Source organism: Bradyrhizobium yuanmingense, assembly GCF_029167105.1.
GTDB lineage: Bacteria > Pseudomonadota > Alphaproteobacteria > Rhizobiales > Xanthobacteraceae > Bradyrhizobium > Bradyrhizobium yuanmingense_A.
This window is the reverse complement of record NZ_JARFML010000021.1, coordinates 21,838-45,757: the sequence shown is the minus strand read 5'-3', so window position 1 is coordinate 45,757 and position 23,920 is coordinate 21,838. Positions and strand designations below refer to the sequence as shown.

The following is a 23,920-nucleotide window of genomic DNA, read 5'->3' as shown; positions in this document are numbered from 1 at the left end:
CCATGAAGGTCGACGGCAAGCATTTCCGCAGCATCTGGCGCGAGCGCGACGGCTGGTCGGTCGGCGCGATCGATCAGCGCCGGCTGCCGCATGAATTCGTCGTCGCGCGGCTGACCTCGTGTGAAGATGCGGCCGTTGCTATCAGGGACATGCTGGTGCGCGGCGCGCCGCTGATCGGCGCCACCGCCGCCTACGGCATGGCGCTCGCGATGCGCGAGGACGCTTCCGACGCCGGGCTGCAACGCGCCTATGACACGCTGGTCGTGGCGCGGCCGACCGCGATCAACCTGAAATGGGCGCTGGACGAGATGCGCGCGGCGCTCGCGCCGATCGGTCCGGTGGAACGGGCGGAAGCAGCCTATGCGCGCGCCGATGAGATCGCCGAGCAGGACGTCGAGATCAACCGCGGCATTGCCGACAACGGCCTGAAGCTGATCGAGGCGACCGCGGCGAAGAAGCCGGGCGAGGTGGTCAACGTGCTGACCCATTGCAACGCCGGCTGGCTCGCCACCGTCGACTGGGGCACGGCGACGGCGCCGATCTATCTTGCGCATGAGCGCGGCATCAAGGTCCATGTCTGGGTCGACGAGACCCGTCCGCGCAACCAGGGCGCCTCGCTCACGGCCTGGGAGCTTGGCCATCACGGCGTGCCGCACACGGTGATCCCGGACAATACCGGCGGGCACCTGATGCAGCACGGCATGGTCGATCTCGCCATCGTCGGTACCGACCGCGTCGCCGCCAATGGCGACGTCTGCAACAAGATCGGCACCTATCTGAAGGCGCTTGCCGCGCATGACAACGGCGTGCCGTTCTACGTCGCACTGCCGTCGCCGACCATCGATTTCGCCGTTCATGACGGCATCCGCGACATCCCGATCGAGCAGCGCAGCGGCGTGGAGGTCACCGACATGACCGGCCGCACCGCGGACGGTCGGCTGGAGACGGTGCGCATCGTGCCCGACAACTCGCCGGTCGCGAACTACGGCTTCGACGTGACACCGGCGCGGCTCGTCACCGGCCTCATCACCGAACGCGGCGTGCTGAAGGCGGATCGTGACTCGCTGGCGGCGGCGTTCCCAGAGCGGATCGCTGCTGGGTCGAAGTAGTCAAGCCTGCCAGGTGAGATGCCCTCACGCCGTCATTGCGAGCGTAGCGAAGCAATCCAGAGTCTTTCCGCGGCGGCAGTCTGGATTGCTTCGCTGCGCTCGCAATGACGGAGTGTGACGCTCTAGCTCAGCTTCAATCCCGTCGCTTTCTCCAGCTCCCCGATCGCCTGCGCCCCGCTCGTCACCTTGATCGTGATCATGCCCATCTGACGCGCCGGCTTCAGGTTGACGCCGAGATCGTCGAGATAGACGCAATTGTTCGGATCGACCTTCAGCGTCTCGACCATCATCTGGTAGATGCGCGGATCCGGCTTGCGCAGACCGATCTTGGCGGACTCGATGACGTGGTCGAACAGCACCATGACCTCGGCGATGTAGAGGGAGCGTCCCGTCATGCTGCCGATGGCGTTCGCCGGCAGATTGTTGGTGATGCAGCCGGTCTTGAATTGCGCCTTGATGCGCTTCAGGGCCTCGACCATCTCCGGGCGCAGATCGCCCTGCAGCAGCGGCAGCACGTCGCGGCCGCGCACTTCCGCGCCGAGCGCGAGCGATTCGGCGGCGAACAATGCGTCGAACGTCTCGATGTCGACCTCGGCCCGCTCGAATTTGGCCCAGGCGTTTTCCAGATGATTGGCGGCGTTGGTGCGCCGGATGATGTCGGCGGGCAGGCCGCGCTCGGTCTCGAACCGCGTGAACGCCTCGAAGGGCGAGCTCGTCAGCACGCCGCCAAAATCAAAGATCACCGCCTCGATCGCCACTATCCTGCCCTCGTCAGTTGCTTTCCAAGACGGCTAGCATGCGCTATCGGCAAGGGCCAGTCTGAAGCAATCGCCCGCCTTCACCGATGCCGATGCGTGTTCCCATGAAGAAGCTTGCCACCTTCATCGCAGCTGCGCTGCTGCTCGCTGCTCCCGCTCACGCCATCGTCGGCGGCGGCACGCCGCAGGCCGATGGCGTCGCCCGCGCCGTCGTCACCATCGTCGGCTCGCGCGGCAATTTCTGCACCGGCAGCCTGATCGCCCCGCGGCTGGTGTTGACGGTCGCCCATTGCGTGCAGCCCGGCGCGGATTACAAGGTCGTCGATCGCGGCGGCGACGGCCAGCCGCAATTGCTGAACGTGCGCACCGTCGCGATCCATCCGAACTTCAACATGCAGGCGATGCAGGGGCATCGCGCCACCGCCGACGTGGCGCTGCTGCAATTGGAAATTCCACCGAAGGGAAAATCCACAGTGACGGTCGGCATGCCCACGATTCCAATTCAGGTCGGCAGCCGCTTCGTCATCGCCGGCATCGGCGTCACCGTTAGCGGTGACGGCAAGAGCGGCGGCACCGCGCGCGTGGCCGGCCTCGTTGCAACCGGACAGCCCGGCACGCTCCAGATCCGTCTGGTCGATCCCGTAACCAACGGTGTTCGCGGCGGAATTGGCGCCTGCACCGGCGATTCCGGCGGCCCCGTGTTCGAGGACAGGCCGAACGGTCCCGTGCTCGTCGGCCTCATCAGCTGGTCGACAGGACCGAACAGCGCCGCCGGTTGCGGCGGCTTGACCGGCGTGACGCCGCTGACGCTCTATCGCGACTGGATCTTGCAGACTGCGCGGAGCTGGGGTGCGGCACTGTGATTTGACCGCGACTTGATCTATGTCATTTTGAAGCGGAGGCGCGGCGGGCGATCATGCCCGTCGCGGAGGAAACGCGTCGTCCAATCAAGGATGGCCACAAAGACAAGCAAGGCATAGAAGCAACAATGAATGTCGCTGTTCGCAGTCACGCCACGGCCAAACAGGCTTCTGAACATTTCGACGTGCTGATCGTCGGCGCCGGCATCTCCGGCATCGGCAGCGCCTATCACATCCAGAAGCAGCTTCCGGGCACGAGCTACGTCATCCTGGAGACGCAGGAAACATTCGGCGGCACCTGGAGCACACATCGCTATCCCGGCATTCGCTCCGACAGCGATCTCCACACCTTCGGCTACAGCTTCAAGCCTTGGGTCGGCCCGCCGATTGCGACCGCCGAGGAGATCCTCTCCTATATGAAGGAAGTGATCGACGACAACGATATCGCGCGGCACATCCGCTACAAGCACAAGATCAATTCCGCGAGCTGGTCGAGCGAGCAGAATCTCTGGACCATCGACGCGGTGACGACCGACACCGGCGAGCCCAGGACCTTCACCGCCAACTTCCTCTGGATGTGCCAGGGCTATTATCGCCATTCCGAAGGCTACACGCCCGAATGGAAGGGCATGGATCGCTTCAAGGGCCGCATCGTCCATCCGCAGACCTGGCCCGACGATATCGATCTTGCGAACAAGAAGGTCGTCGTGATCGGCTCGGGCGCGACCGCGGCAACACTGGTGCCGAACATCACCAACAAGTGCGCCCATGTCACCATGCTGCAGCGTTCGCCGACCTATTTCCGCCTCGGCCGCAATGCCATCGAGATCGCGGAAGAGCTGCGCCGGCTGCAGGTTGATGAAGCCTGGATCCACGAGATCGTGCGGCGCAAGATCCTGTTCGAGCAGGATGCGTTCACCAAGCTCTGCGTGTCCAAGCCCGAGCAGGTGAAGAAGGAGCTGATCGGCCAGATCAGCGCCGTGCTCGGTCCGGACTACGACGTCGAGACCCATTTCACGCCAAAATACCGGCCGTGGCGGCAGCGCATCGCCTTCGTGCCGGATGCCGACCTGTTCAAGGGCATCGCCAGCGGCAAGGCCTCCGTCGTCACCGACGAGATTGAATGCTTCGTCGAGAACGGCATCCAGCTCAAGTCCGGCAAGCTGCTCGAGGCCGATGTTGTCGTCACTGCCACCGGCTTCAATCTTGCCGCGCTCGGCGACATCGCCTTCGAGATCGACGGCAAGCCACTCGCCTTCGGGGACACCGTCACCTATCGCGGCATGATGTTCACGGGCGTGCCGAACATGGTCTGGGTGTTCGGCTATTTCCGCGCCAGCTGGACGCTGCGCGTCGACCTCGTCGCCGATTTCGTCTGCCGGCTGCTCGGCCACATGAAGGCGAAGGGTGCAAAGAAGGTCGAGGTCAAGCTGCGGCCCGAAGACCACAACATGCCGATCCTGCCCTGGATCGATCCGGAAAACTTCAACCCCGGCTACATGATGCGCAACATGGACCTGTTGCCCAAGCGCGGCGACAAGCCGGAATGGCAGCACAGCCAGGATTACTGGACCGAGAAGGACGAGATCCCGAAGACGGATCTGGACGACAAGGCTTTCGTCTACAGTTGACGATGCCGATGTAAGGCGAGGTTAGCGATCGCCGCTGTCGTCCCGGGGCGCGAAGCGAGCCCGGGACCCATACTCCCAGGCGGTGGTTATAGAGCGAGGTGGTCACTCCGAGCCTTCGCCAAACTACTCCCTGGGGTTATGGGTCCCGGATCGGCGCTCCGCTTCGCTGCGCTTGTCCGGGACGACACCATTTGCTCGGTTGGCAGGGCCTCAACTCATCTACACCACGCTCAAGAATTCCGCCGGGTCGCATTCGCGGCGATCGCGGCTGCGGCGGTCCGGTTCTCCACCCCGAGCTTGGCGTAGATCTGCTCCAGGTGCTTGTCGACGGTGCGCGGGCTGAGGCCCAGAATTTGCGCGATGTCGCGGTTGGTCTTGCCCTTGCTGAGCCAAGCCAGCACCTCGCCTTCGCGCGTGGTGAGGCCGAGCTCGCTGGTGAATTCGGGCGGCAGCGCGGTGCCGGCTTCCTTGGACAGCCGCAGCAGGAATTCGTTCGGCGCGGTCTCGCCCATGTAGTAGAAGCGGAGCTGCGGATTGTCGGGCAGCGACGCGGCCTGGGATTTCGAGCCGCTCTTGGCCTTCGCCTGCTCGAGCCATTGCAGCAGCGCCGGCGGCAGCACGAACTCGTCGGCCTGCGCGCCGTGATGATCGGATAGCAGCTTCTGCGCCTGCGGCGTCGCCCACAACACGCTGCCCTGGCGATTGACCGCGAACAGGAAACGGCCGGAGACGTCGAGCGCGGCGCGCGCGCTCTGGGTCAGCCGGGCATTGCCGAGATGGACCCGGATGCGCGCCAGCATCTCCTCGATCACGATCGGCTTGGTCACGTAGTCGACGCCGCCGGCTTCCAATCCACGCACGATGTGCTCGGTTTCGGCCAGACCCGTCATGAAGATGACCGGCACATTGGCGAGACCCGCGTCGCGCTTGAGCCGGCGGCAGGTCTCGAACCCGTCGATGCCGGGCATTACGGCATCGAGCAGGATGATGTCGGGCGTGATCTGGTCGATGATGCGCATCGCCGCGGCGCCGTCGAGCGCCACCATCACCGTCATGCCGGCGCCGTCGAGCGCGTCGGTGAGCAGCCGGAGCGTCTCCGGGGAATCGTCGACGACGAGCGCGACGTCGCGCTTCTTCGATTCAATGCTCATAAGCATGCAACGTCTTCAATGTGTCCATGTACTGGTCGAGATCGAAGCGATCGACCAGCGACCGCATCTGCGCGACGAAGTCGGCATGTTCGGGGTGCTCGCTGCCGATCTCGTCCAGCTTCAGCTGGATGCCCTTGACGTAACCGATCCGGCCGAGCCCGATCAGCGCCTCGATGTGCCGCAGCGGCGGCTTCGATCCGGTCTCTGGATGCCAGAACGGCACCGCGACCTCGTGCGAGCCGTATTGCCATTCGATCTTGAGAAGCTGGCGAATCGTCGCCAGCAGCCGCGGGATGTCGATCGGCTTCATCAGGTAGCCGTCGTGGAAGGGCTGCGCCAGCGGCGTGCCATGAGCCTCGAGCGCGCTTGCCGACACCATCAGGATGCGGGCCTGATGATGGCCGCTGGCGCGCAAGGCCTCGGCGACCGCCCAGCCATCCATGGCAGGCATCGAGATGTCGAGCAGGAACAGATCGGGCCGGCAATGCTGCGCCAATGCGAGGCAGCCGGCGCCGTCGGGTGCGCTGAGCAGGATGAAGCCGAGCGGCGTCAGCACCTCGCGCAGGAGGTCGCGATGCACGGGATCGTCGTCGGTGACGAGGATGGTCTTGCGCGGGCCGTGATAGCCTGAGACCGGCGCCTCCACCGGCGCGATGCGCTGGGGATTGGCGACCTCCGAGAGCAGGATCTTGACCCTGAAGGTCGAGCCGGTGCCGACCGTGCTCGTGACCTTGATGTCCCCGCCCATCACGCCGGCGAGCAGGCGGCTGATGGTGAGGCCGAGGCCGGTGCCGGTCTGCGGCTGCGACGCGCCGAGCGCACCCCGCTCGAATGGCGCGAAGATACGTTCGAGATCGCCGCCCTGGATGCCCGGGCCGGTGTCGATCACCTCGAACTCGGCGACCGGGCTGCGGTAGTGCACCACGAACTGCACGCTGCCGGACTGGGTGAACTTGATGGCGTTCGAGAGCAGGTTGATCAGCACCTGACGCAGCCGCTTCTCGTCGGCATAGACCACCCGCGGCAGCGTCGGCGGCCGCCTGAACACGAAGTCGATGCCCTTGGCCGCGGCCTGGAGGCGGAACATGCCGACGAGCTGGTCGAGGAACTCGCTCAAGCGCACCTCGTCGCGCGACAGATACAGCCGCCCCGCCTCGATCTTGGAGATGTCGAGGATGCCGTCGATCAGGCCGGAGAGATGGTCGGCGCTGCGGCGGACGACGCGGACCTGGTCGCGCGGCTTGGCACCAAGGCTCGTATCCTGCTCGAGCAGCTGCGCATAGCCGCTGATCGCATTGAGCGGCGAGCGCAGCTCGTGGCTCAGCCCGACCACATAGCGGCTCTTGGCGAGGTTGGCCGATTCGGCGACTTCCTTGGCACGCTGGAGCTCGGCGTCGGTGCGCTTGTGCGCGTCGATCTCCTGGATCAGCAGCGTGGTCTGCCGCCGCGTCTCGGCCTCGGCGGCGCGGCGGCTCTGCTGCGCCAGCACGAACAGCCACGCCACCACGCCGATGATGATGCTGAGCGAGAAGAACACCTTCCACAGCACGTCGGACACGAGCTCGTTGTCGCCATGCACGTTCGCCGACGTCTGTAGATAGATTAGTCCCAGCACCAGGGCGATCAGGCCGGCGGAGACCACGAACACGCCGATATAGTGGCCGACTTGCGAGTTGATCCGGGCGTAGATCGGCTGCGGCATCAGCCGGCCCAGCGTTTCCGACACCTGCGCCTGGAATCTCGCATGCGGCTTACAGAGATCGTGGCAGCGCGCGTCCAGCGAACAGCACAGCGAGCAGATCGGGCCGGCGTAAGCGGGGCAGGAGGCCATGTCCTCCGGCTCGAACGAGTGCTCGCAGATGCAGCACTGGATCGCCTCGATGTTCTGCCAGCTCCGCTTCGGCTTGCGCGCGATGTAGTACTTGCCGCCCGTGGCCCAGGCGATCAACGGCGCCGTGAGGAAGGCCGCCGCGAGCGCGATGAAGGCCGACAGTGCCTTCGCGGTCGGCCCGAACAGGCCGTAGAAGGCGCTGATCGAGACGATGGTCGCGATTGTCATCGCTCCCACGCCGACGGGATTGACGTCGTAGAGATGCGCGCGCTTGAACTCGATCTGCTGCGGACGCAGTCCGAGCGGCTTGTTGATGACGAGGTCGGCGACCAGCGCTCCGACCCAGGCGATCGCGACGTTGGAATAGAGCGCCAGCGTCTGCTCCAGGGCCTTGTAGACGCCGATCTCCATCAGCAGCAGGGCCACGATGACGTTGAAGACCAGCCAGACCACGCGCCCGGGGTGGCTGTGGGTCAAGCGCGAGAAGAAGTTCGACCAGGCGATCGAGCCGGCATAGGCGTTGGTGACGTTGATCTTGACCTGCGACAGGATCACGAAGGTGCCGGTCAAGGCCAAAGCGAGGTCGGGCTGCGACAGCACGTAGCGGAATGCTTCGAGATACATGTGCGCCGGCTCGGCGGCTTCTTCGGGCGGCACGCCGTGGCTGAGTGCGAAGAAGGCGAGGAACGAGCCCGCCAGCAGCTTCAGCGCGCCCAGCACGATCCAGCCCGGCCCCGCGCTCATCAGCGCCATCCACCAGGAGGCCCTGGAGGCGCGGCGGTCGCGCGGCAGGAACCGCAGGAAGTCGACCTGCTCGCCGATCTGCGCCACCAGCGAGAACACGACCGAGGCCGCAACGCCGAACAGCAGGAGATCGAAATGCCCGTTGAGGTCGCCGTGCTCGCCGGAGAACTTGTGCCACTCCGCAAAGGAGCGCGGGTTGTGCCAGGCGATCGCGGCAAACGGAATGATGTGAAGGATCACCCACAGCGGTTGCGTCCACAATTGGAAGCGGCTGATCAGCGTGATGCCGTAGGCCACCAGCGGGATGATGACCACGGCGCTGATGAGATAGCCCACCGGCCGCGGAATCCCGAAGCACATCTCGAGCGCGGATGCGAGGATCACGGCCTCGATCGCGAAGAAGATGAAGGTGAAGGACGCGTAGATCAGCGAGGTGACGGTCGAGCCGATGTAACCGAAGCCGGCACCCCGCGTCAGCAGGTCGATGTCGATGCCGCATTTGGCGGCATAATACGCAATCGGCACCCCGCAGCCGAAGATGATGACGGAAACCACGACGATGGCGGCAGTCGCGTTGGTGACGCCATAGTTCAGCGTGATGGTCCCGCCGATCGCCTCCATCGCCAGGAACGAGATCGCGCCCAGTGCCGTGTTGGCGACGCGGGCGGCGGACCAGCGCCGCGCGCTCTTGGCGGTGAAGCGCAGGGCGTAATCTTCCAGCGTCTGGTTGGCGACCCATTGATTGTACTGGCGCCTGACGCGGTCTATTCGCTGCCGCCCTGCCACTTAACCCCACTCCCGATACGGACCCGGACCCCTCGCAAATTCCGTACCAGAAGCCTACGTCGGCATTTTGCGGTGCAGTATACGCGATCTTGCGTATGCGTGGGCTGCATAAATTCGAGCCATCCTCACCGGCACCAATCGCGTGTTCTCGAACAAAAGTGGGGTGCTCATGTCAGACGAAGCAAACAAGGGCCTGTTGTCGCCGCTGCGGCGCAAATTATTGATGGGAATGGCCGCGGTGCCGGCCATCACCATGCTGCCGGGCGGGTCATTCGCGCAGGCGCCGGCGACCTCGGCGGTCAACACCACGGGTCTGGCTGTCACCGACACCGAGGTCACGGTCGGCATCCTGCATTCGGCGACCGGCACCATGGCGATCTCCGAGACCGGCTCGATCCAGGCCGAAAAGCTCGCGATCGAGCAGATCAACGCGGCCGGCGGCGTGCTCGGCCGCAAGATCAAGTTCATCCAGGAGGACGGCGCATCGGACTGGCCGACCTTCGCCGAGAAGGCGAAGAAGCTGCTCGTCAACGACAAGGTCGCGGCGATCATGGGCTGCTGGACCTCGGCCTCGCGCAAGGCGGTGCTGCCGGTCGTCGAGCAGTATAACGGCATGCTCTACTACCCGACCTTCTACGAAGGCCTCGAGCAGTCCAAGAACGTGATCTACACCGGCCAGGAAGCGACCCAGCAGATCCTCGCCGGCCTGAACTGGATCGCCAAGGAGAAGGGCGCCAAGTCGTTCTTCTTCATCGGCTCGGATTACATCTGGCCGCGCACCTCCAACAAGATCGCGCGCAAGCACGTCGAGAACGTGCTCAAGGGCAAGGTCGTCGGCGAGGAATATTATGCGCTCGGCTCGACGCAGTTCAACTCTGTCATCAACAAGATCAAGCTGACCAAGCCGGACGTGATCTTCACCGACGTCGTTGGCGGCTCCAACGTCGCCTTCTACAAGCAGCTCAAGGCGGCCGGCATCGATCTCTCCAAGCAGGCACTGCTGACGATCTCGGTGACCGAGGACGAGATCGACGGTATCGGCGGCGAGAACATCGCGGGCGCCTATGCCTGCATGAAGTACTTCCAGTCGCTCGACAATGCGAACAACAAGGCTTTCGTCTCGGCGTTCAAGAAGATGTGGGGCGAGAAGACGGTGATCGGAGACGTCACCCAGGCTGCCTATCTCGGCCCCTGGCTGTGGAAGCTGACGGTCGAGAAGGCCGGCTCTTTCGACGTCGACAAGATCGCGACGGCTTCGACGGGCGTCGAGTTCAAGGGCGCGCCGGAAGGCTATGTGCGCATCCACGAGAACCATCACCTCTGGTCGAAAACCCGGGTGGGACGCGCCAAGCTCGATGGCCAGTTCGAGCTGATCTACGAGACCGCCGATCTCGTCGAGCCGGATCCGTTCCCCAAGGGCTACCAGTAAGAGCGTTACCAGTAAGTCGCGGCGTTCTCCGCCTCTTCTCCAGAAACCAGAGCAGCTCCCTGGCGTGGATCGCAAGTCCATGCCTCAAGCCCCCGCGTCGCGAACCTGCTCGCGACGCGGGACCCTTTCCCGACGGAGGACATGGATGTTCGGCGACTATTCGATTGGCGACCTCGGCTCGATCTTCGTCATGCAGGGGTTTGCCGGACTGATTCTGTTCTCCGTCTATGTCCTGATGGCGCTCGGCCTTGCGATCATCTTCGGCCAGATGGGCGTCATCAACATGGCCCATGGCGAGTTCATGATCCTCGGGGCCTACGTCACCTGGATGACCTCCAATCTCTTCCAGGCCTATTTGCCGAGCCTGTTCAGCGGCTACTTCTTCCTTGCCATGATATTGGCGTTCCTCGCCTCCGGCGCGCTGGGCATGTTGGTGGAATGGGGGCTGATACGGCACCTCTACAAGCGCCCGCTCGATACGCTGCTCGCGACCTGGGGCCTCAGCCTGATGCTGCAGCAGGCCTATCGCTCGGTGTTCGGTGCGCGCGAGGTCGGCGTCGAGCTGCCGCAATGGATGCTGGGCTCGCTGCGCGTCACCGACAGCATCGAAGTGCCGATCAACGGCGTCTTCGTGATGTGCCTCACCGTGCTGATCACCATTGCCGTCGCCTATGTTCTCTACATGTCGCGCTGGGGCCGCCAGGTTCGCGCGGTCGTGCAGAACCGCATCATGGCCGGCGCGGTCGGCATCAACACCGAGAAGGTCGACCGCTACACCTTCGGCCTCGGCTGCGGCATCGCCGGTGTCGCCGGCAGCGCCTTCACCATGATCGGCTCGACCGGGCCGACGTCGGGCCAGCTCTACATCGTCGATACCTTCCTGGTCGTCGTGTTCGGCGGCGCCGCCAGCCTGCTCGGCACCATCGCCTCGGCCTTCTCGATCTCGCAGACGCAATCGACGCTCGAGTTCTTCATGTCGGGCTCGATGGCCAAGGTGCTCACGCTGCTCGCCGTCGTCGGCATCCTGATGCTGCGGCCGCAGGGTCTGTTCGCCCTCAAGGTCCGCAAATAACGAGAAGCAGGCAAGTCATGATCATCAACTCACGCTTCTTCAACCGATCCGAACTGATGGGCTTCATTGCGCTCGCCGCCGTGCTGTTCGTGATCCTGCCGCTGACGCTGGACGTGTTCCGCCTCAACCTGGTCGCGAAATACCTGACCTACGCCTTCGTCGCGCTCGGCCTCGTGTTGTGCTGGGGCTATGGCGGCATCCTGAGCCTGGGGCAGGGCGTGTTCTTCGGCCTCGGCGGCTACTGCATGGCGATGTTCCTCAAGCTCGAGGCCTCGAGCGTCGAGAACACCAAGATCCAGTCGACGCCCGGCATCCCCGATTTCATGGACTGGAATCAGATCACGGCGCTGCCGTTGTTCTGGCAGCCGTTCCACAGCCTCACCTTCACCATCCTCGCCATTATCCTGGTGCCCGGTCTGTTCGCCCTGATCATCGGCACCGCGATGTTCAAGCGCCGCGTCGGCGGCACCTATTTCGCGATCATCACCCAGGCCGTCGCCGCCATCCTCACCATCCTGATCGTGGGTCAGCAGGGCTATACCGGCGGCATCAACGGCATGACCGATCTGCGCACGCTCAAGGGTTGGGACATCCGGCCGGACCACGCCAAGATCATCCTGTACTTCGTCGAGGTGGTGCTGCTGTTCGCCTGCATCGGCATCGCGCAGTTCATCCGCCTGACCAAGCTCGGCCGCATCCTGGTGGCGATGCGCGAGCAGGAGGATCGCGTCCGCTTCTCCGGCTACAGCGTCGCCAATTTCAAGATCTTCGCCTTCTGCATGGCCGCGATCTTCGCCGCGATCGGCGGCGCCATGTTCGCGCTCAATGTCGGCTTCATGTCCCCGTCCTTCGTCGGCATCGTGCCGTCGATCGAGATGGTGATCTACACCGCGGTCGGCGGGCGCATGTCGATCTTCGGCGCGGTCTGGGGCGCGATCCTGGTGAATTTCGCCAAGACCAGCCTGTCGGAATCGTTCCCCCAGCTCTGGCTGTTTGGTCTCGGCGCGCTGTTCATCGCCGTCGTGCTTGCCTTCCCCAATGGCCTGTCCGGGCTCTGGGCCGATTACGTGCAGCCGCGCATCGACCGGCTGTTCGCCTCGCGCAAGACGAAGGCGGGCTGGACCGACAATTCCGTTGCCGACGGCGCACCGGCAGAGTGAGGAGGCGATCATGCTCATCGGACATCAGCCCAAGGACTTCCTGCTCGCGGTCTCCGGCCTCACCGTCTCGTTCGACGGGTTCAAGGCGGTGAACGATCTCTCCTTCTATGTCGAGGAGAACGAGATCCGGGTCATCATCGGCCCCAACGGCGCCGGCAAGACCACGGTGCTCGACCTGATCTGCGGCAAGACCAAGGCGACCTCGGGCTCGATTCAGTTTCGTGGCAAGGAGCTCACGAAGATGAAGGAGAACGAGATCGTGCAGACCGGCGTCGGGCGCAAGTTCCAGACGCCGTCGGTGTTCGAGGATCTCACCGTGTTCGAGAATCTCGAGATCTCGTTTCCGCGCGGCCGCACCGTGTTCGGCTCGCTGACCTTTCAGCGCGACCAGTCGGTGAAGGACCGGGTCGAGGAGGTCGCCGAGATGATCTTCCTCAAGGACAAGCTCAACACCTATGCCGACGAGCTCAGCCACGGCCAGAAACAGTGGCTCGAGATCGGCATGCTGCTGATCCAGGATCCCGACCTCTTGATGCTCGACGAGCCCGTCGCCGGCATGAGCGTATCCGAGCGCGCCAAGACCGCCGAGCTGCTCAACCGCATCATCAAGAACCGTTCGGTGCTGGTGATCGAGCACGACATGAAGTTCGTCGAGGACATCGCGCACAAGGTCACCGTGCTGCACCAGGGCCAGATCCTTTCGGAAGGAACGATGGAGAAGGTCAAGAACGATCCCAAGGTCATCGAAGTGTATCTGGGGCATTGAGAGATGGCGAAAGAGTTTGTAGCGGCATCGGCGGTGCACCTCTCCCCTTGTGGGAGAGGTCGGATCGCATCGTCAGATGCGATCCGGGTGAGGGGTATCTCTCCGCTGATCCAACTGCCTCTCGCGTCCACCGATGCAGACCCCTCATCCGTCGCGGACTTCGTCCGCGACACCTTCTCCACAAGGGGAGAAGGAAAGAGACACGCCGAGCCTAGGAGCACGCTGATGCTGGCTATTTCCGATCTCCACGTCGCCTACGGCCAGAGCGAGGTGCTGCACGGCCTCAACGTCAAGGTCGCGGCGAACGAGATCGTCGCGATCATGGGCCGCAACGGCATGGGCAAGACCACGCTGATGAAGTCGCTGATGGGTATCCTGCCGGCCAAAAGCGGCTCGGTGAACATGGACGGCGCCGAGCTCGGCAACCTCAAGAGCTTTGAGCGCGTCGCCAAGGGCCTCGCCTATGTGCCGCAGGGCCGCATGATCTTCTCCACCATGACGGTGAAGGAGAACATCGAGACCGGGCTCGTCGTCTCCGGCGGCTCCGAGGTGCCTGACGACATCTACGAATTGTTCCCGGTGCTGCTCGAGATGAAGGGCCGCCGCGGCGGCAATCTCTCCGGCGGGCAACAACAACAATTGGCGATCGCGCGTGCGCTCGCCACCAAGCCGAAGGTGCTGCTGCTGGACGAACCGACCGAAGGCATCCAGCCCTCCATCATCAAGGAGATGGCGCGCACCCTGAAGCGCATCCGCGACGAGAAGGGGCTGTCGATCGTCGTCTCCGAGCAGGTCCTCAGTTTCGCGCTCGACATCGCTGATCGCGTGCTGGTGATCGAGAACGGCGAGATCGTGCGCGACGATCCGCGCGACGCCGTCGATGCCGCGCAGGTCTCGAAATATCTGTCCGTCTAACCAACCGTGTAAAAGGGGAGCATCTCGATGCCAGAGACACTGATCAAGGTCGATCTCACCAAGTCGGCCTATGAAAATGACATGGTGCACAACCGCTGGCACCCCGATATCCCAATCGTGGCCTGGGTCAATCCCGGCGACGATTTCATCATCGAGACCTATGACTGGACCGGCGGCTTCATCAAGAACAACGATTCCGCGGACGACGTGCGCGACATCGACCTGTCGATCGTGCACTTCCTCTCCGGCCCGATCGGCGTCAAGGGCGCCGAGCCCGGCGACCTCCTCGTCGTCGACCTGCTCGACGTCGGTCCGCTCAAGGAGAGCCTGTGGGGCTTCAACGGCTTCTTCTCCAAGCAGAACGGCGGCGGCTTTCTCACCGACCATTTCCCGCTGGCGCAGAAGTCGATCTGGGACATCAAGGGCCTCTACACCTCGTCGCGCCACGTGCCCGGCGTCAACTTCGCCGGCCTGATCCATCCCGGTCTGATCGGCTGTCTGCCCGATCCGAAGATGCTGGAAACCTGGAACAAGCGCGAGGCCGAGCTGATCTCGACCAACCCGACCCGCGTGCCCGGACTTGCCAATCCGCCGTTCGCGCCGACCGCCCATGGCGGCCGCGCCAAGGGCGATGTGAAAGCCAAGATCGGCGCGGAGGGTGCGCGCACCGTGCCGCCGCGCGAGCATGGCGGCAATTGCGACATCAAGGATCTCTCGCGCGGCTCGAAGATCTACTTCCCGGTCTATGTGCCGGGCGCGGGCCTCTCGATGGGCGACCTGCATTTCAGCCAGGGCGACGGCGAGATCACCTTCTGCGGCGCGATCGAGATGGCCGGTTGGCTGCATCTCAAGGTCGAGGTGATCAAGGACGGCATGTCGAAATACGGCATCAAGAACCCGATCTTCAAGCCGTCGCCGATCACGCCGAACTACAAGGACTATCTGATCTTCGAAGGCATCTCGGTCGACGAGGCCGGCAAGCAGCATTATCTCGACGTCCACATTGCCTATCGCCAGGCCTGCCTCAACGCCATCGAGTATCTGAAGAAGTTCGGCTATTCCGGCGCCCAGGCGTATTCGATCCTCGGCACCGCGCCGTGCCAGGGCCACATCTCCGGCGTGGTCGACGTGCCCAACGCCTGCGCCACGCTATGGCTGCCGACCGAGATTTTCGACTTCGACGTCATGCCATCGGCGGCCGGACCCATCAAGCACATCACCGGCGACATTCAGATGCCGATCTCGCCGGACAAATGACGCCGCGCTCCCTCTCCCCGTTCTCACGGGGAGAGGGTTCGGGGTGAGGGGCTGTCTCCACACGCACGGTGGCAGCGAGTTGGGTGAACAGGCAAGAGCGTAGGTGATGCGATGCCGGTCTACGAATATCTCTGTGACGATTGCGGTCCCTTCAAGGATCTGCGGCCGATGGCGGAATGCGACGATCCGCAGAGCTGCCCACATTGCGAGACGATGGCGCCCCGCGTCATCCTGACGGCGCCGAACTTCTTCTGCATGCCTGCGGAGAAGCGCAAGGCGCACGCGGTCAACGAGCGCAGCACGCACGCACCGCAAACGCTGGCGCAATACAAGGCTTCCCATGGCCCGGGCTGCGGCTGCTGCTCCTCGGGCAAGACAGTGAAGGACAAGGGCACGACGGACAGGAAGAAGCCCGCGCGGCTGATGACCAAGACCAGGAGCGGCGCCAAGGGCTTTCCGACCGCGCGCCCCTGGATGATCAGCCACTAACCCACGCCAGCATCAAACGACAGGAGCGCTCGACAAGAACTGGATCAGGGACCCCGAAGGCACCCGCGACATGGTCGAGGCGATGACCCGCGCGACACCGGGCACCGACGAGTGTCCGATCGAGGGCATTCCGAATGGATCGGCGGCGTCCAACTACTAGCGATCGCCGGCAGGGCACGTTGAGCGGAGCTGGATACGAGGATGATCGGCCATTGACGTGAAGGGCGATTGATATGCATCGATCGCCTGAGACATCTGTGCATGCGCGGAATGATAAATGGCATTCCGCAAACCGTGGCGCGGTTGCAACATGGACCGTTGAATCGGCCCAAGACGCAGTCCGTTTGGCGGATTCTCGATACACCGTAGTTCTACTGGCCGTCCTCATGGCCTAAGTTCCACCCGGCGCCGCTGGGAGCGGCCGGGGGTAAGGGGAATAGCGTGGGGGCTTGGTTGCCATCGAGCGGGCTGGGTTGCTCGCGTCGGAGTAACACGGCCATTGGTGCGGCATTTGGGGTGAGCCTCGCCTTGGGCGCGGCGGTCGTGACGACCCCGGCTGGAGCTCAGCAATATTTCAATGGTTCGCAGACCACACCGAACGGTGCCGTCAATGGCGGCGGCGGCGTTTGGGACGCCACCACCAGCAACTGGACGGATTTCTCCGGCTCGATCAGCACCGCCTACGATCCGTTGTCGGCCGGAACGATGTTCGGCAGCAGCGGCCCTTCGACGCCGGCAACGGGTGGAACGGTCACGGTCACGCCGAGCGGCGTGCAGCTGACCAGTCTCGTCGGCTTCGACCTCACCGGCGATGGCTCGATCTATACGATTCAGGGCGGCGACCTCAGGCTGGCCCCCGGCGGCACCACGTTCGTCACCAGCGATGTCACGGGGACCGGGGATCCGTCGGCGGCGATCGTCTCGCGCATCACCGGCGGTGGCGGCATCACGGTAGAGGGACCTGGTTTGCTGGCGCTGCTCGGCGCCAACACCTATAGCGGTGGTACCTTCATCTGCAATTGCGGCTCGCTGCAGCTCGGCGACGCGACCCATACCGCGAGCATTCTCGGCGCCGTCACCAACGAGGGCCTCTTCAGCGTCGTCAATGCCGACACGTCGGGGATCACCTCGATCCAAAATGCCATCTCCGGCACGACGCTGTTTCTCAATGCCAGCTCCGCCAGCTCGATCGCGATCACCAACAGCGGCCAGCTGTATTTCGGCGATCCTAATCTGGGCGGCTCCGACACCGCGACGGCCGGTCGTGCCACCATCATCAATGACGGCGGCTTGGTCGGCTTCTTCGCGCGGACCAATGCCGGCGCGGCCAACATCACCAACCAGAGCGGCGGCGGCACCACCTTTCTTGAACAGGCCTCGGCGGGCTCGGCTACGATCGTGAACAAGGATTTCAGCGGGACCATATTCGGCACGCTGGCCGGCTCCGATACGGCGAGCGCCGGCAATGCGACCATCATCAATGAAGCCGATGGTCTCACCAATTTCGGCGCGTTCACGACCGCCGGCAATGCCACGATCATCACCAAGGACGGCGGCAAGACCGAGTTCTTCGACAATTCCACCGGCGGTAACGCCCGCTTCATCACCACCGGAACAGGCATCGTCGATTTCGGGGCCAGCATTGGCCCGAACGGCGACGGCCGCATCACGGCCGGCTCGATCGAAGGCAGCGGCTTCCATTATATCGGCGGCGGCAATACCCTCGTCGTCGGGGGCAACAACCGCTCGACCGAAGTCAGCGGCGTCATCGGCGATTTCGATCCCTGCGGTTGCGGTCCTGCTGGCCCGGGCTCGCTGGAGAAGGTCGGCAGCGGCACGCTGGTCCTCTCGGGCACGAACACCTATACCGGCGCGACCACCGTGAACGGTGGCATCCTGCGTGTCGACGGCAACATCTCGCAGTCGAGCCTCACCACCGTGAACGCGGGCGGCGCGCTGTTCGGCGCGGGGATCGTCGGCAATGCGATTATCGCCAATGGCGGCATCTATGCGCCCGGCGATGGCGGGCCGGGCTCGAGCATGTGGGAACAAGGCGACCTCGCCTTCCAGTCCGGTGCGCTGTACCTTGTTCAGGTCGGTAGCGGGACCACTGCGAGCTTTGCCAATGTCTTCGGCAACGTGACCCTGAACGGCAATGTCGGCGTCTCGCTCTACGCCGGCAGCACCATATTGCCCCAGTACACGGTCATGCAGTTTTCCGGCGCCGCAATCGGCAATTTTGCCGGCGTTGCTGCGCCCGGTGGTCTTATCGGCACGACCAGCGTGGATCCCGGCGGCATTGTCTATCTCAATTTTACGCTCGACTATGGTGCGAAATACGCTCTCGACATCAACCAGAAGAACGTCGCCACCACGCTTCAGAATTTTTTCAACGCCAATGGCTCACTGCGCGCCGAATTCGCCGGCCTCGGTCCCAACAGCCTGACGCAAGCCTCCGGCGAGTCCGCGGCAGGCTCGCAGCAGGCGACGTTCAACGCGATGAACCTGTTCCTCGGCCTGCTGACCGATGTCTACAATTCGGGACGGAGCGGCATGTCAGGTGCGGTGCCATATGCCGATGATGCGAGCGCCAACGCCTACGCTGCACGTCGCAAGGACGCCCGCGACGCCTTCGCCTCGATCCATCGCAAGGCGCCGGCGGCGACTTTCGAGCAGCGCTGGGACGTGTGGGCGGCCGGCTATGGCGGCTCGCAGAACACCGACGGCCACGCTGCTCTCGGCTCGAACGACACCACCAGCAGCGTTTACGGCACGGCCGTCGGTCTCGACTATCGCTTCTCGCCGTCCACCATCGCCGGTTTCGCGCTTGCCGGCGGCGGCACCAGCTTCGGCGTCAACGGCCTCGGCTGGGGCCGCTCCGATCTGTTCCAGGCCGGTGCTTTCGTGCGTCACACCGCTGGTCCCGCCTATATCACGGCGGCGCTGGCCTATGGCTGGCAGGATGTCACCACCAATCGCATCGTCACCGCAGCCGGGTTCGACCAGCTGCGCGCCCAGTTCAATGCCAACGCGTTTTCAGGCCGCGTCGAGGGCGGCTATCGCTACGTCATGCAATGGGTCGGCATCACACCCTATGCCGCGCTCCAGTCCACGATGTTCGGTCTCCCCGGCTATTCCGAGTTCGCGGTGGCCGGCAGTAACGTCTTCGCCCTCGACTATGCCGCCAAGGATGTGACCAACACCCGCACCGAGCTCGGTGTGCGCGCGGACAATTCGTTTGCCGCGCCCGGCGGCCTGGTGACCCTCCGCGGCCGCTTGGCGTGGGCGCATGATTACAATCCGGATCGTACCGCCAGCGCGGTGTTCCAGGCCCTGCCCGGATCGGCCTTCGTCGTGAACGGCGCCGCCCAGGCGCGCGATTCCGCGCTGACCACGGCATCGGCGCAGATGAACTGGATGAACGGCTGGTCCGCGTCGGCGACCTTCGAGGGCGAGTTCTCGAACGTCACGCGCTCCTATGCCGGCAAGGCCCTCGTGCGCTACGCGTGGTAGGGGTTCGTTGCTGGATCAGGCGGGACCACCACCCTCCTCTGGAGGGCAGGGCTATCGCATTTGAGAGCCTTTCCGTGCAGCCATCCTTCGAGACGCCCGCTTTAGGCGGGCTCCTCAGGATGAGGACGGAGTGCACGGCAGCAGTTTCAACGGGCACTGACGCTGATTGGCCTCATCCTGAGGAGGCGCGTCAGCGCCGTCTCGAAGGACGAGGCGTGCGCACCGGCCGCCGCCACAAGGCATATGCGATAGCCCTGCCCCTGGAGGGGGAGGGTCGATCGCGCGGGAGCGCGAGCGGGTGGGGTGATCTCTCAGCACGGGCAGTGTCGGATGTGGAGAGACCGTCACCCCACCCCGTCTCGCATCGCTATCGCGCTGCGAGCCGGCCCACGGGCGAGCTACGCTCGTCCCGGACCCCCTCCAGGGGAGGGTAAGAAAGAGCACTACCGCTTCTGCTCGGGCCTGCGCGGCGGGCGCGGGGGGACAGGCGCCGGCGCGCCGCTCATCTTGTTGGCGGCCTCGCTGACGTCGAGCAGCGAGCGGCGAATGTCGTCGAGATAGGCCGCCGATTTCTTCTTCATGGTGCCGGCAAGCTCGTGCAGCCCCTGGATCTTCTCGAACAGCTCGTCGGCCTTGCCATCGACGAAGCCCGGCACCGCGCCCTCGATCTTGGCGACCGCCTTGTCGAAGCCCGCAAAGGCGCTGTCGACCTTGGCCATGACCGAATCGATCTCCGCGCCCTTGCTCCTGAGGTCGGCGGTATAGGTCTCGAACGTGTGCAGGCCCTCCTTGATCCCTGGGGCGTTGTTCACGATGGTGCGGTCGACGCTGTGCAGGGTTTCGACGATGGTTTCGGCGTCGCTGAGATCGGCCGTCAGCACCGGGATGCCGTCCGCATCCAGCGGCACCGGTGGTGCAGAGGGGACGCCGCCGATCAGTGAGATCGCGGCAATGCCGGTGAGGCCCTGGAACTCGATTCCGGCCACCGTGTCCTTGCGGATCGGCGCGGTGTTGTCGAGCATGACGAGCGCCACGATCCTGCGCGGACTGTCCAGCTTGATCGACAGGATCTGGCCGGCGGGCACGCCGTCGAAATTGACCGGCCCGCCGCGGCGCAGCCCGCTGGCGGAGCCGCCTTCGAACACCACGCGCAACTGGCTGCGGCTCTGGATGGTGCGCCATTTCTGCGCGCCGAGCAGGCCGCCGAACGCCACGGCGATCGCCGCCAGCGTTGCCGTTCCGATCACAAGATTGCTCGCGCGTGCCATGCAGGGGCGATTTTACGGCCAAAGCGGGGAAGTTGGAAGAAGGCCGTGATGCTAACTGAGGCGGGTTAACGACTTGTCCGCCGAAGCTCGAAGAGCGAAGGCGGAAGCGTAACCCACCAACGCCTCGCGTCCACCCTACGCACGCACCTCAATGCCCGGCCGCACGCTTTGCAGCAGCATTGTTCAACACGATCAGGGCATCGACGGCCACGCCCGTCCTGGTGTTGATCAGGAACGGATTGATGTCGATCGAGGCGATGCGATCGCCCGCATCCGCAATCAGGTTTGAGAGCCCGACCAGTGCCTTCACCGCCGAGGCCTCGTGCAGGGCCGGCCTGCCGCGATAGCCGCGCATCTTGACGCCGGCCTTGGTGCGGCCGATCAGGAGCCGTGCCTCGCTCTCGTCCAGCGGCGCACCGGCGAGCGCGACGTCTTTCAACAGCTCGATGTCGATGCCGCCGGTGCCGAACAGCACGACAGGCCCCATCTCGGCATCGAGCGAGGCGCCGACCACCAGCTCGAGCTCGGCCTTGACCTGCTGCGCGATCAGGATGCCGTCGAGCTTCGGCTTGCCCTTGAGCTTTGCCACGCGCGCGGTGATGTCGGCGAACGCCTTCTTCACCTCGGCTGCGCTGTTGAGGTTCAGCACCACGCCGCCGATGTCGGACTTGTGCAGGATCTCCGCGCTGACGAGTTTTGCCACGACCGGAAAACCGATCTGCTTGGCAATCTTCACGGCGTCCGCCGCGGTCGTTGCGATCGCCTCCTTCGAGATCGGGATGCCATAGGCCTTGAGCAGCTTCTTCGAGGCGACCTCGTCGAGCGCGGCACCGGTCGCCGATTTCAACGTCTTCTCCAGCACGGCGCGCGCGGCGGGTTTCGAGCTCGAGACGATATCGGGCACCTCCTTGCGGAGCTTCGCATAGGCGAGCAGCGACTTGATCGCGGTCACCGCGCGATCCATGCCCTGCATGACCGCGAGATGCGGCAGCGACTTCCGCAAGTCCTTGGTGTATTCGGTGAAGCCGATCGACATCGCGCTGATGTAGATCACCGGCTTGCCCGCCTTGCTCGCCATCTCGTTGACGATGCGCAAATTGCGCTCGCGCAGCTCGTGCGGCGTCTTCGGCAGCTCGGCATCGACGATGACGATGTCGATATCGGGGTCGTCGATCATCAGCTTGATCGACTTCATGTAGACGGAGGGATCGACCACCGCGGCGAAGCCGGCATCGAGCGGATTGCCGACGATCGAGCCGGGGCCGAGCATCTTCGCCAGCTCCGCGCTGACATGCGGGCTCAGCGGCGCGAAGTTCAGGCCTTCAGCATAGAAGGCGTCGATCAGCATGCCGCGCTTGCCGCCGGACAGCGTCACCGCGGCGAGCCGGTCGCCTTTGGGTAAGCCAGCGTGCACGAAGCACTCGGTGGTCTCGATCAGCTCGTCGAGGCCGCCGACCCGGATCACCCCTTCGCGCGTCGCGATCGCGTCGAACGTCTCGATCGAGCCGGCGAGCGCGCCGGTATGCGCCATCGCCGCGGCGCGGCCGCCTTCGGAGGCGCCGAGCTTGAGCGCGATCACTGGCTTGCTCGCCGCGCGCGCCGCCTTGCAGGCGTCGCGGAAGGCCTTGGTGTTGCGCACGCCTTCGAGGTAGACGACGATCACCTTGATGTTCGGATCCTCGGCGAAGTAGCGCATCAGGTCCGGCGTCTCGAGCCCGGCCTCGTTGCCGGTGGTCACCATGTAGCCGACGCCGACACCCCGGTCTTCCAGCGCCTGGCGGATCGCCATGACGATGGCGCCGGATTGGCCGGCGATCGCCACTGCGCCCTGCTCCATGGTGACGATGCGATCGTCGATATTGGTGAAGAGGTTCTCGCCGGCGCTCAGATTACCGAGGCAGTTCGGGCCGGTGACCGCGAGCCCCGTCTCGCGCACGGCCGCCTGCAATTCGGCAGCGAGCTTCTGGCTTTCGTCATCCTGCAGCTCGCTGAATCCGGAGGTGACGATGGTGGCCGAACGCGCGCCGGCCGCGGCGGCGTCGCGGATCACCTGCACGGCAAAGCGCGCAGGCACCAGCACCAGGACGTGATCGGGCTTATCCGGAAGGCTCGCAAAATCCTTGTAGCAGGGAACGCCCCAGATGGCGTCGCGCTTGGCATTGACCGGATAGAGCCCGCCTTCGAAGCCGTATTTGACCAGATTGTTCCAGATGCGCTCGGCATAATTGCCGGGCTTGTCGGTCGCGCCCACCAGCACGATGTTGCGCGGGTGCAGCATGGCATGGATGCCCTTGACGATGTCGCTGGCATCGGGTGGCGGAGACCAGGGGCGCTGAGAAACCGACTCGGCAGGCACCTGAGCTTCCATGCGTGACCTCACCTGTTGTTCTTATTGGTGTCGCGTCACTCTGTTCTATGGCGAGTCCTTTGGCAACTGCGTGGCTGGTATGCCGTGTGGTGGAATGAAGTGCGCATCGGTGCGCGTCAGTCCGATCGGCGATCTATCCGTCGGCGCCAATCAATGTCGCATGCAGGACGTAGCGCTCGGGTCCGGATGTAACGGCATCGAACGGCCAGCAGGTCGCGAGCACAAGCTCGAAACCCTGTGCCATGGGATCGATGCCGGCTGCATCGAAGCGAACCACGGCCGAGGAATCCGCGCGATAGCGAAAGTGTCGACCGTCACTGCGCGTGACATCGATGACGTCGCCAATGGCAACATCCTTCAGGAAGCGGAAATGAGTGTCGCGATGGGCGGCATAGACGGCAACCCCGCGTTCGCCCGCATCAGCCGTGTGCTGGATGTGGCCGGGTCCGAAAGCAAGCGCCTGCCCGCTCGCGCCTTCCAGCACGATCGCGCTGGCGCCGATCCGCTTCACCTCAATCCGCGCCACCGGCCAGGTGTCGGCCCATGACCAGGGCTTCACCGCCTGTCCCGTCGCAACGCTCCTGTCGAAGGCCCGCTCCAGCAGCACCTGCGCCAGCCACGCCTTGGCGTGGATATAGGCGCCGTCGCCGAACAGGATGAGGCCGACAAGCGCGAGAGCCAGAGGAGAGATGAGACGGGGCATTTTATCCACGATCGTCATTGCGAGCGCAGCGAAGCAATCCAGAATCTTTCCGCGGAGGCAGCCTGGATTGCTTCGCTGCGCTCGCAATGACAGTAAAAAAAGGCGCGCGC

The 23,920-nt window shown here is 64.3% G+C and carries 17 protein-coding genes and 1 pseudogene; 12 read left to right on the top strand and 6 right to left on the bottom strand.

Features of this window, described 5'->3' with window-relative positions; genetic code table 11:
* Positions 1-2 precede the first annotated feature (2 nt).
* Complete coding sequence (mtnA, locus tag P0R31_RS25315; protein ID WP_275516997.1) at positions 3-1,109, top strand: S-methyl-5-thioribose-1-phosphate isomerase; 1,107 nt, start codon at positions 3-5, stop codon at positions 1,107-1,109.
* A gap of 122 nt (positions 1,110-1,231) precedes the next feature.
* On the opposite strand, the gene P0R31_RS25310 is transcribed toward mtnA, so the two are convergent.
* A complete protein-coding gene (locus tag P0R31_RS25310) occupies positions 1,232-1,867 on the bottom strand; it encodes an HAD-IA family hydrolase (RefSeq protein WP_275516996.1) in 636 nt (211 codons plus the stop codon).
* Positions 1,868-1,971: 104 nt separating this feature from the next.
* Between P0R31_RS25310 and P0R31_RS25305 the strand changes: the two genes are divergently transcribed.
* Both P0R31_RS25305 and P0R31_RS25300 read left to right on the top strand, forming a co-directional pair.
* Entirely contained in the window at positions 1,972-2,730 is a 759-nt protein-coding gene (locus P0R31_RS25305; protein WP_275516995.1) for a S1 family peptidase, read from the top strand.
* 125 nt (positions 2,731-2,855) lie between these two features.
* On the top strand, positions 2,856-4,358 hold the full coding sequence (locus tag P0R31_RS25300) for a flavin-containing monooxygenase (RefSeq protein WP_275516994.1): 1,503 nt from the start codon (positions 2,856-2,858) through the stop codon (positions 4,356-4,358).
* Positions 4,359-4,588: 230 nt separating this feature from the next.
* Here the strand turns inward: P0R31_RS25300 and P0R31_RS25295 are convergent, their stop codons facing one another.
* Together P0R31_RS25295 and P0R31_RS25290 are read right to left on the bottom strand one after the other, a co-directional pair.
* Positions 4,589-5,515 (bottom strand): response regulator, encoded by a 927-nt coding sequence (locus tag P0R31_RS25295; protein ID WP_430516859.1) that lies wholly within the window; start codon positions 5,513-5,515, stop codon positions 4,589-4,591.
* Complete coding sequence (locus P0R31_RS25290) at positions 5,499-8,870, bottom strand: hybrid sensor histidine kinase/response regulator (RefSeq protein ID WP_275516993.1); 3,372 nt, start codon at positions 8,868-8,870, stop codon at positions 5,499-5,501. Before P0R31_RS25290 ends, P0R31_RS25295 begins: the two co-directional genes overlap by 17 nt.
* A gap of 169 nt (positions 8,871-9,039) precedes the next feature.
* On the opposite strand from P0R31_RS25290, the gene urtA reads away from it, so the two are divergent.
* From urtA to P0R31_RS25245, 9 genes and pseudogenes are all read left to right on the top strand, one after another.
* Entirely contained in the window at positions 9,040-10,299 is a 1,260-nt protein-coding gene (urtA, locus tag P0R31_RS25285) for an urea ABC transporter substrate-binding protein (RefSeq protein ID WP_275516992.1), read from the top strand.
* Between the two features lie 145 nt (positions 10,300-10,444).
* A complete protein-coding gene (urtB, locus tag P0R31_RS25280) occupies positions 10,445-11,371 on the top strand; it encodes an urea ABC transporter permease subunit UrtB (protein WP_036002129.1) in 927 nt (308 codons plus the stop codon).
* A 17-nt stretch (positions 11,372-11,388) separates the two neighbouring features.
* Positions 11,389-12,531, top strand: coding sequence for an urea ABC transporter permease subunit UrtC (gene urtC, locus P0R31_RS25275; RefSeq protein WP_275516991.1), 1,143 nt, complete (start codon positions 11,389-11,391; stop codon positions 12,529-12,531).
* A gap of 10 nt (positions 12,532-12,541) precedes the next feature.
* Positions 12,542-13,297, top strand: a complete 756-nt coding sequence (gene urtD, locus P0R31_RS25270; protein WP_275516990.1) for an urea ABC transporter ATP-binding protein UrtD — start codon at positions 12,542-12,544, stop codon at positions 13,295-13,297.
* 225 nt (positions 13,298-13,522) lie between these two features.
* A complete protein-coding gene (gene urtE / locus P0R31_RS25265; protein ID WP_036002119.1) occupies positions 13,523-14,212 on the top strand; it encodes an urea ABC transporter ATP-binding subunit UrtE in 690 nt (229 codons plus the stop codon).
* Positions 14,213-14,239: 27 nt separating this feature from the next.
* The gene (fmdA, locus tag P0R31_RS25260) at positions 14,240-15,469 is read left to right on the top strand and encodes a formamidase (protein WP_157285379.1); all 1,230 of its coding nucleotides are present in this window, start codon (positions 14,240-14,242) and stop codon (positions 15,467-15,469) included.
* Between the two features lie 111 nt (positions 15,470-15,580).
* Positions 15,581-15,958, top strand: a complete 378-nt coding sequence (locus P0R31_RS25255) for an FmdB family zinc ribbon protein (protein ID WP_275516989.1) — start codon at positions 15,581-15,583, stop codon at positions 15,956-15,958.
* A gap of 34 nt (positions 15,959-15,992) precedes the next feature.
* A pseudogene (gene amiE, locus P0R31_RS25250) lies at positions 15,993-16,118 on the top strand (aliphatic amidase); the annotation flags it as partial.
* Positions 16,119-16,474: 356 nt separating this feature from the next.
* Complete coding sequence (locus P0R31_RS25245; RefSeq protein WP_275516988.1) at positions 16,475-19,471, top strand: autotransporter outer membrane beta-barrel domain-containing protein; 2,997 nt, start codon at positions 16,475-16,477, stop codon at positions 19,469-19,471.
* Positions 19,472-19,914: 443 nt separating this feature from the next.
* Here the strand turns inward: P0R31_RS25245 and P0R31_RS25240 are convergent, their stop codons facing one another.
* The 3 genes from P0R31_RS25240 to P0R31_RS25230 form a co-directional block, all read right to left on the bottom strand.
* The gene (locus P0R31_RS25240) at positions 19,915-20,739 is read right to left on the bottom strand and encodes an MlaD family protein (protein ID WP_275516987.1); all 825 of its coding nucleotides are present in this window, start codon (positions 20,737-20,739) and stop codon (positions 19,915-19,917) included.
* 148 nt (positions 20,740-20,887) lie between these two features.
* Positions 20,888-23,107 (bottom strand): acetate--CoA ligase family protein, encoded by a 2,220-nt coding sequence (locus P0R31_RS25235; protein WP_275516985.1) that lies wholly within the window; start codon positions 23,105-23,107, stop codon positions 20,888-20,890.
* 133 nt (positions 23,108-23,240) lie between these two features.
* Positions 23,241-23,810, bottom strand: coding sequence for a class GN sortase (locus P0R31_RS25230; RefSeq protein WP_275516983.1), 570 nt, complete (start codon positions 23,808-23,810; stop codon positions 23,241-23,243).
* Between the last annotated feature and the right edge of the window lie 110 nt (positions 23,811-23,920).